A 6,870-nucleotide genomic window follows, 5' to 3' on the forward strand; every position below is an offset into this window, starting at 1 on the left:
AGAACTTCTTCTACGGCATCCGCCTGCTGCCCCCGGCGAAACGCTCCGCCCTGAGCGCGGTCTACGCGCTGGCCCGGCGCATCGACGACATCGGCGACGGCGACCTGCCGACGGCCGAGAAGGTGGCCGCGCTGGCGGCGGTCCGCGCGTCGCTGCGGGCGGACGCGGACCGGTCCGATCCGGTGGTGCTCGCCGTGGCCGACGCGGCCCGCCGCTACCCCATCCCGCTCGGCGCGTTCGACGAGCTCGTCGACGGGGTGGAGGCCGACGTCGCGATGGACGCTCGCGCCGATCCCACCTTCTACGCGACCTTCGACGACATGGTCGGCTACTGCCGCCAGGTCGCGGGCTCGGTCGGGCGGCTGTGCCTGGGGATCTTCGGTTCCCGGCCCGGGGCGGGCGGGACCGACGGCGCAGCCGCGCTCTACGCCGACCAGCTGGGCATCGCCCTGCAGCAGACCAACATCCTGCGCGACATCCGCGAGGACCTGCACAACGGCCGGATCTACCTGCCCGCCGAGGACCTCGACCGGTTCGGCGCGGAGCTCACCCTCGACGAGCACGGCGTGCTGGTGGACAAGACCGGCGGGCTGGCCGAGCTGATCCGGTTCTCGGCCGAGCGCGCCCGGGGCTGGTACGCCGACGGCCTGCGGCTGGTGCCGCTCCTGGACCGCCGCAGCGCAGCCTGCGCCGCCGCCATGTCCGGGATCTACCGGCACCTGCTCGACGACATCGCGGCCGACCCGCCGTCGGTCTACCACCAGCGGCGGTCGCTGACGGGGTGGCAGAAGGCGGGCGTCGCGGCGCGGTCGCTCGCGGGGCGCGGATGAGGGTCGGAGTGGTCGGCGGCGGGCTCGCGGGCGTCACCGCGGCGCTGCGCTGTGCCGACGCAGGTGCCGAGGTCACGCTGCTGGAGGCGCGGCCGCGGCTGGGCGGCGTCGCGGGGTCGTTCCGGCGCGGCGAGCTGGATGTGGACACCGGCCAGCACGTGTTCCTGCGCTGCTGCACCTCCTACCGGGCGCTGCTGGACCGCCTCGGCGTGGTCGATCTCGTGACGCTGCAGGAACGCCTCGACATCCCCGTCCACGTACCCGGTCGGCGACCGGCCCGGCTGCGGCGGTCCGGGCTGCCCGCGCCGCTGCACCTGGCCGGGGCGCTCCTACGGTACCGCCCGCTGCCCGTGGCCGACCGGGTCCGGCTGGTCGGCGCGGCGCTGGCGCTGCGTGGCGTCGACCCGCGGACCGCCGACACGGAGACCTTCGGCGGGTGGCTGGCCCGGCACGGGCAGAGCCCGCGGGCGGTCGAGGCGCTGTGGGACCTCGTCGGGATCGCGACGCTCAACGCCCGCGCCGGCGACGCCTCGCTCGCCCCCGCGGCCACGGTGTTCCGGCTGGGGTTGCTGAGCGACACCGCCGCGGGCGACATCGGCTGGGCCCGCGTGCCGCTGGGCCGCCTGCACGACGACGCCGCCGCCCGTGCGCTGGCCGGGGCGGGCGTGACGGTGCACCGCGGGGCGAAGGTCCGCTCGCTCGGCCCCGTCACAGGGGGATGGGAGATCAGGACCGAGAAGGAGGACATCGTGGTCGAACAGGTCATCTGCGCGGTGCCACCGGCGGCGGCCCACCGGTTGCTGCCCGAGGGCGCCCTCGACCTGCCCCCGGACTGGGCCGAGGGCCTGGGCCGGTCGCCGATCGTCAACGTGCACGTCGTCTACGACCGGCGGGTGCTCGACACCCCGTTCGCGGCGGGCATCGACTCCCCCGTGCAGTGGGTGTTCGACCGCACCGGGCCCTCCGGCGTGCACCGCGTGCACCCGGCTCCCGCCCAGTACGTCGCGGTGTCGCTGTCGGCGGCCGACGACGTGATCGGCGAGCCGGTGGCCACGATCCGGGCGCGGATGCTGCCCGCCCTGGCCGCGCTGCTGCCCGCCGCCCGCGAGGCCCGGGTGCTGGAGTTCTTCGTGACCCGCGAGCCGGAGGCCACCTTCCGGCCCGCACCCGGCACCGCGGCCCTGCGCCCACCCGCCCGCACCCGGCTGCCCGGGCTCACGGTGGCCGGGGCGTGGACCGACACCGGATGGCCGGCCACGATGGAGGGGGCCGTGCGCAGCGGTGAGGCCGCGGCGGAAACGGCGTGCGGCTCCGCCGCCCGTGAGCGGAAATCGGTGCCCGAGCACCGATTTCCGCTCACGAGGGGTGTGGCATGAGCGCCCCCGCCACGCTGGCCCGCTGCCGCGACCTCGTCACCCCGGCCCTGCAGGCCGCGGTCGACCGCCTCGACCGCGCGAGCCGGGAGCAGTCGCGCTACCACCTGGGCTGGACCGGGCTCGACGGATCCCCCGGACCCGGCGCGGGCAAGGCCGTGCGGCCCGCGCTGGCGCTGCTCTCGGCCGAGGCCGCCGGGGCCGACGCCGCGGCCGGGCTGCCCGGTGCCGTGGCCGTCGAGCTGGTGCACAACTTCTCGCTGCTCCACGACGACCTCATGGACGGCGACACCGAACGCCGCCACCGACCGACCGTCTGGGCCCGATGGGGCGCCCCGTCGGCGATCCTCGCCGGTGACGGCATGCTCGCCGTGGCCGTCGAGGTGCTGCTGGAGGCCGACTCGCCGCACGCCGCCTCGGCCGCGCACCTGTTGTCGGCGACCGTGCGGGAGCTCGTGCGCGGGCAGGTCGAGGACGTCGCCTTCGAGGGGCGCACCGACGTCGGCGTCCAGGAGTGCCTGGACATGGCCGCCGGCAAGACCGGGTCGCTGCTGGCCACCAGCGCGTCGATCGGCGCCGTGCTCGCCGGCGCGCCCGCCCTGGTCACGACGGCCCTGCACACCTTCGGCGGCGAGCTCGGCGCGGCGTTCCAGCTGGTGGACGACCTGCTCGGGATCTGGGGCGACCCGGCCGTCACGGGCAAGCCGGTGCTGTCGGACCTGCGCTCGCGCAAGAAGTCGCTGCCCGTGACCTACGCGGTCAACCACGGTGGCGCCGACGGGCGGGAGCTGGCGGCCTGGCTCGCCGGCACCACCGAGCCCACCGACGCCGAGCTGCTCCGGGCCGCCGCCCTCGTCGAGGCGGGCGGCGGCCGGGAGTGGGCCGCGGCCGAGGCGCGCCGCCGCCTCGCACTCGCGGAGAAGGCCCTCGCCGGGGCCGACCTGCCCGACCGACCCCGCGCGGAGCTCGTCGCGCTGGGCCGGTACCTCGCGATAAGGGAGTTCTGACGTGACCCTCGCCGCGCCGCGCACGACCACCACCGAGGCGGCCCTCGACGCCGCCGTCGCCCACCTCCGCGCGCAGCAGGACCCCGCGGGCTGGTGGAAGGGCGAGCTCGCCACCAACGTGACCATGGACGCCGAGGACCTGCTGCTGCGCGAGTTCCTCGGCATCCGCACCGCGCGGGAGACGGCGGAAGCCGCCCGCTGGATCCGCTCCCAGCAGCGGCCCGACGGCACCTGGGCCACCTTCCACGGCGGCCCCGGCGACCTGTCCACGACGATCGAGGCCTGGGTCGCGCTGCGGCTGGCCGGCGACGATCCCGGGGACGAGCACATGCGGCGGGCGGTGCGGTTCGTCCGGGCGTGGGGCGGGGTCGAGAAGAGCCGCGTGTTCACCCGGATCTGGCTCGCCCTGTTCGGCCTGTGGCCCTGGGACGACCTGCCCGACATGCCGCCTGAGCTGATCTTCCTGCCGCGCTGGTTCCCGCTCAACGTCTACGACTGGGCGTGCTGGGCCCGCCAGACCGTCGTGCCGCTGACGGTGGTGGCGACGCTGCGGCCGGCGCGCCCGCTGCCCTTCGGGATCGACGAGCTGCGCTCCCACGCACCCGCGCCGAAGCGCGCACCGCTGCTCACCTGGGCGGGCGCGTTCGAACGGCTCGACGCCGTCCTGCACCGCTACTCGCGCCGCCCGATCGGACCGCTGCGCCGCCTCGCGATGCGCCGCGCCGCCGAGTGGGTGCTCGCCCGGCAGGAGGCCGACGGCTCCTGGGGCGGCATCCAGCCGCCGTGGGTGTACTCGCTGCTCGCGCTGCACCTGCTCGGCTACCCGCTCGACCACCCGGCCGTCCGCGCCGGGCTCGACGGCCTGGAGCGGTTCGTCGTCCGCGAGGAGACGCCGGACGGCGTGGTGCGGCGGCTGGAGGCCTGCCAGTCCCCCGTGTGGGACACCTGCCTGGCCGTCACGGCGCTGCTCGACGCCGGCGCCGACCCGGCCGATCCCGACGTCGTGCGGGCCGCCGACTGGATGCTGGACGAGGAGATCGACGTCCCCGGCGACTGGTCGGTGCGCCGCCCCGACCTCGCCCCCGGCGGCTGGGCGTTCGAGTTCGAGAACGACGGCTACCCCGACACCGACGACACGGCCGAGGTGGTCCTCGCGCTGCGGCGCGTCGCCCATCCCGACCCCGCGCGGCTGCGCGGCGCCGTCGACCGCGGGGTGGCCTGGAACGTCGGCATGCAGAGCCGCGACGGCGGCTGGGGCGCCTTCGACGCCGACAACACCCGCGCGCTGGTCACCAAGCTGCCCTTCTGCGACTTCGGCGCCGTGATCGACCCGCCGTCCGCCGACGTCACGGCGCACGTCGTGGAGATGCTCGCCGCGGAGGCCCGGACCGGGTCGGAAGCCTGCCGGCGCGGCGTCGCCTGGCTGCTCGACGCGCAGGAGGACGACGGCTCCTGGTTCGGCCGCTGGGGCGCCAACCACGTCTACGGCACGGGCGGAGTGGTCCCCGCCCTGGTCGCGGCGGGCGTCCCGCCGCGCTCGGCGCCGATCCGCCGCGCCGTGGCGTGGCTGGAGCGGCACCAGAACGACGACGGCGGCTGGGGCGAGGACATCCGCTCCTACGCCGACCCGTCCTGGATCGGGCGCGGCACCTCCACCCCGTCCCAGACGGCGTGGGCACTGCTGGCCCTGCTCGCCGCCGGGGAGCGGTCGGAGGCCGTCGACCGTGGCGTCGCGTGGCTGGTGGACACCCAGCGCCCCGACGGCGGCTGGGACGAGGACCACTACACCGGCACCGGCTTCCCGGGCGCCTTCTCCATCAACTACCACCTCTACCGGCTGGTCTTCCCGATCTCCGCGCTGGGCCGCTACCTCGGCCGCGACGGCGGACACGCCCTCCCCCGGCCCGGGGTCGCCCGGTGAGCCCGCCGGGACGCAGGTCCGGGGCGGCGTCCGTGCCGGAGCCGGTCGTGTGCGCTCCGCTCGGGATCGAGTGGGCTGCGCTCCGGCGGGCGCTCGCACCGTTCACCGTGCGGCACACCGGGATGGGGCGACAGCGGTCGGTGGCCTCGGCGGCGGGGCTCGCCGCCGGGGGACCCCGGCCGGTGCTCGTCGTCGGGGTGGCGGGCGCACTCGCGCACGGGATCGAACCGGGTGATCTCGTGGTGGCCGACGAGATCCGCCGCGACGGGGCCGACCCGATCCCCGTGCCCACCGCGGCACCGCTGGCCGCCGCGCTGCGGAGGCTGGGCCTGCGCGTGCACGTCGGCCCGATCGTCTCGTCGGCCACGGTGGTGGACGGGGCGGCACGCACGGCCCTCGCGGAGACGGGCGCGCTGGCGGTGGACATGGAGTCGGCCTGGCTCGCAGCGGCCGCCACCGCCACCTCCGCCACCTCCGCCACCGACGGACGACACTCTCGTCACCGAGGTTCCGACGAGGGTGCCGTTCGTCGGGACGAGGCGTTCGCCGTGGTGCGCGCCGTCGTCGACACCCCGTCCTCGCCGTTGCTGCGGCCGGGGACCGCGATCCGGGGGGTCGCCGCACTGCGCTCGCTGCAGGCGGCCGCGCCGGCCCTGCTCGACTGGCTCGCCGCCACCGGGCCGCGGACGGTCACCCTCGCCGAGCCCCGGTCGTTCTGCGCCGGGGTGGAGCGGGCCATCGACATCGTCGAGCGGGCGCTGGACCGCTACGGCGCGCCCGTGTACGTCCGCCGCCAGATCGTGCACAACGCCCACGTCGTGCGCAGGCTGCAGCGCCGCGGCGCGGTGTTCGTGCAGGAGGTGGAGGAGATCCCGCGCGGTGCGGTCACCGTGCTGGCCGCGCACGGGGTCTCCCCCGCCGTCCGGGCGCAGGCCGACGCCCGCGGCCTCGCGGTCATCGACGCGACCTGCCCGCTGGTGGCCAAGGTGCACACCGAGGTGCGCCGGCACACGAGCCGGGGCGACACCGTGTTCCTCATCGGCCATGCCGACCACGAGGAGGTGGAGGGCACCGTCGGCGAGGCACCGGCCGGGGTCGTGGTGATCGACAGCACCGAGGCCGCCGCCACCGTGGCCGTGCCCGACCCCGACCGCGTCGCCTACGCCATGCAGACCACCCTCGCCGTCGACGAGGCCGAGGAGATCGCCGCCGTCCTGCGCGGGCGCTTCCCCGCCGTCAACGCGCCCCGCCGCGACGACATCTGCTACGCCACCACCAACCGCCAGCGCGCCGTCCGCGCGGTGGCCGCCGACGCCGACCTCGTGCTGGTGGTCGGCTCGCCCAACTCGTCGAACTCCGTGCGGCTGGCCGAGGTGGCCTCCCGTGACGGGGTGCCGGCCCACCTCGTCGACGACGCCGGGGAGCTCGACCTGGCCTGGCTCGCCGGCGCGCGCCGCATCGGCGTCAGCGCGGGCGCGTCCGCCCCACCCCACCTGGTCGACGACCTGGTGGCCACCCTGTCCGGCCTCGGGCCGGTGACCGTCGAGACGACGACCACCGGCACCGAGGACGTCCGCTTCACCCTCCCCAAGGAAGTGAGCTAGTCACATGAGTGAGCTTGTGAGCGAATCATCGACACAGCGCCTCTGCGAAGCAGCGACCGAGCGCAGCGAGGTCGTGCGATGAGACACCCTCTGTCAACCCCGGGCTCAGGCGGCGTGTCCGAGGGCTCGGTTGCG

5 protein-coding genes are annotated in these 6,870 nt (G+C 76.2%); all 5 read left to right on the forward strand.

The features are described 5' to 3' along the window. The coding region (locus BGP03_RS26910; RefSeq protein WP_299737956.1) for a squalene/phytoene synthase family protein at positions 1-830 on the forward strand (830 nt) is incomplete at its 5' end. Further along, positions 827-2,206, forward strand: a complete 1,380-nt coding sequence (gene hpnE / locus BGP03_RS26915; RefSeq protein ID WP_296370012.1) for a hydroxysqualene dehydroxylase HpnE — start codon at positions 827-829, stop codon at positions 2,204-2,206. The genes BGP03_RS26910 and hpnE, both read left to right, overlap by 4 nt. Next, positions 2,203-3,210 (forward strand): polyprenyl synthetase family protein, encoded by a 1,008-nt coding sequence (locus BGP03_RS26920; RefSeq protein ID WP_296370015.1) that lies wholly within the window; start codon positions 2,203-2,205, stop codon positions 3,208-3,210. Before hpnE ends, BGP03_RS26920 begins: the two co-directional genes overlap by 4 nt. A 1-nt stretch (position 3,211) precedes the next feature. Then, on the forward strand, positions 3,212-5,131 hold the full coding sequence (gene shc, locus BGP03_RS26925; protein WP_296370017.1) for a squalene--hopene cyclase: 1,920 nt from the start codon (positions 3,212-3,214) through the stop codon (positions 5,129-5,131). A 122-nt stretch (positions 5,132-5,253) separates the two neighbouring features. Beyond that, positions 5,254-6,735, forward strand: a complete 1,482-nt coding sequence (gene ispH, locus BGP03_RS26930; RefSeq protein WP_296370114.1) for a 4-hydroxy-3-methylbut-2-enyl diphosphate reductase — start codon at positions 5,254-5,256, stop codon at positions 6,733-6,735. Positions 6,736-6,870 lie beyond the last annotated feature (135 nt).

The organism is Pseudonocardia sp. 73-21 (assembly GCF_001899645.1).
Taxonomy (GTDB): domain Bacteria; phylum Actinomycetota; class Actinomycetes; order Mycobacteriales; family Pseudonocardiaceae; genus Pseudonocardia.

Bases quoted from the DNA above. Each gene is read 5' to 3' on its own strand.
- hpnE (WP_296370012.1), top strand. From the start codon at position 827: ATGAGGGTCGGAGTGGTCGGCGGCGGGCTCGCGGGCGTCACCGCGGCG.
- BGP03_RS26920 (WP_296370015.1), top strand. From the start codon at position 2,203: ATGAGCGCCCCCGCCACGCTGGCCCGCTGCCGCGACCTCGTCACCCCG.
- ispH (WP_296370114.1), top strand. From the start codon at position 5,254: ATGGGGCGACAGCGGTCGGTGGCCTCGGCGGCGGGGCTCGCCGCCGGG.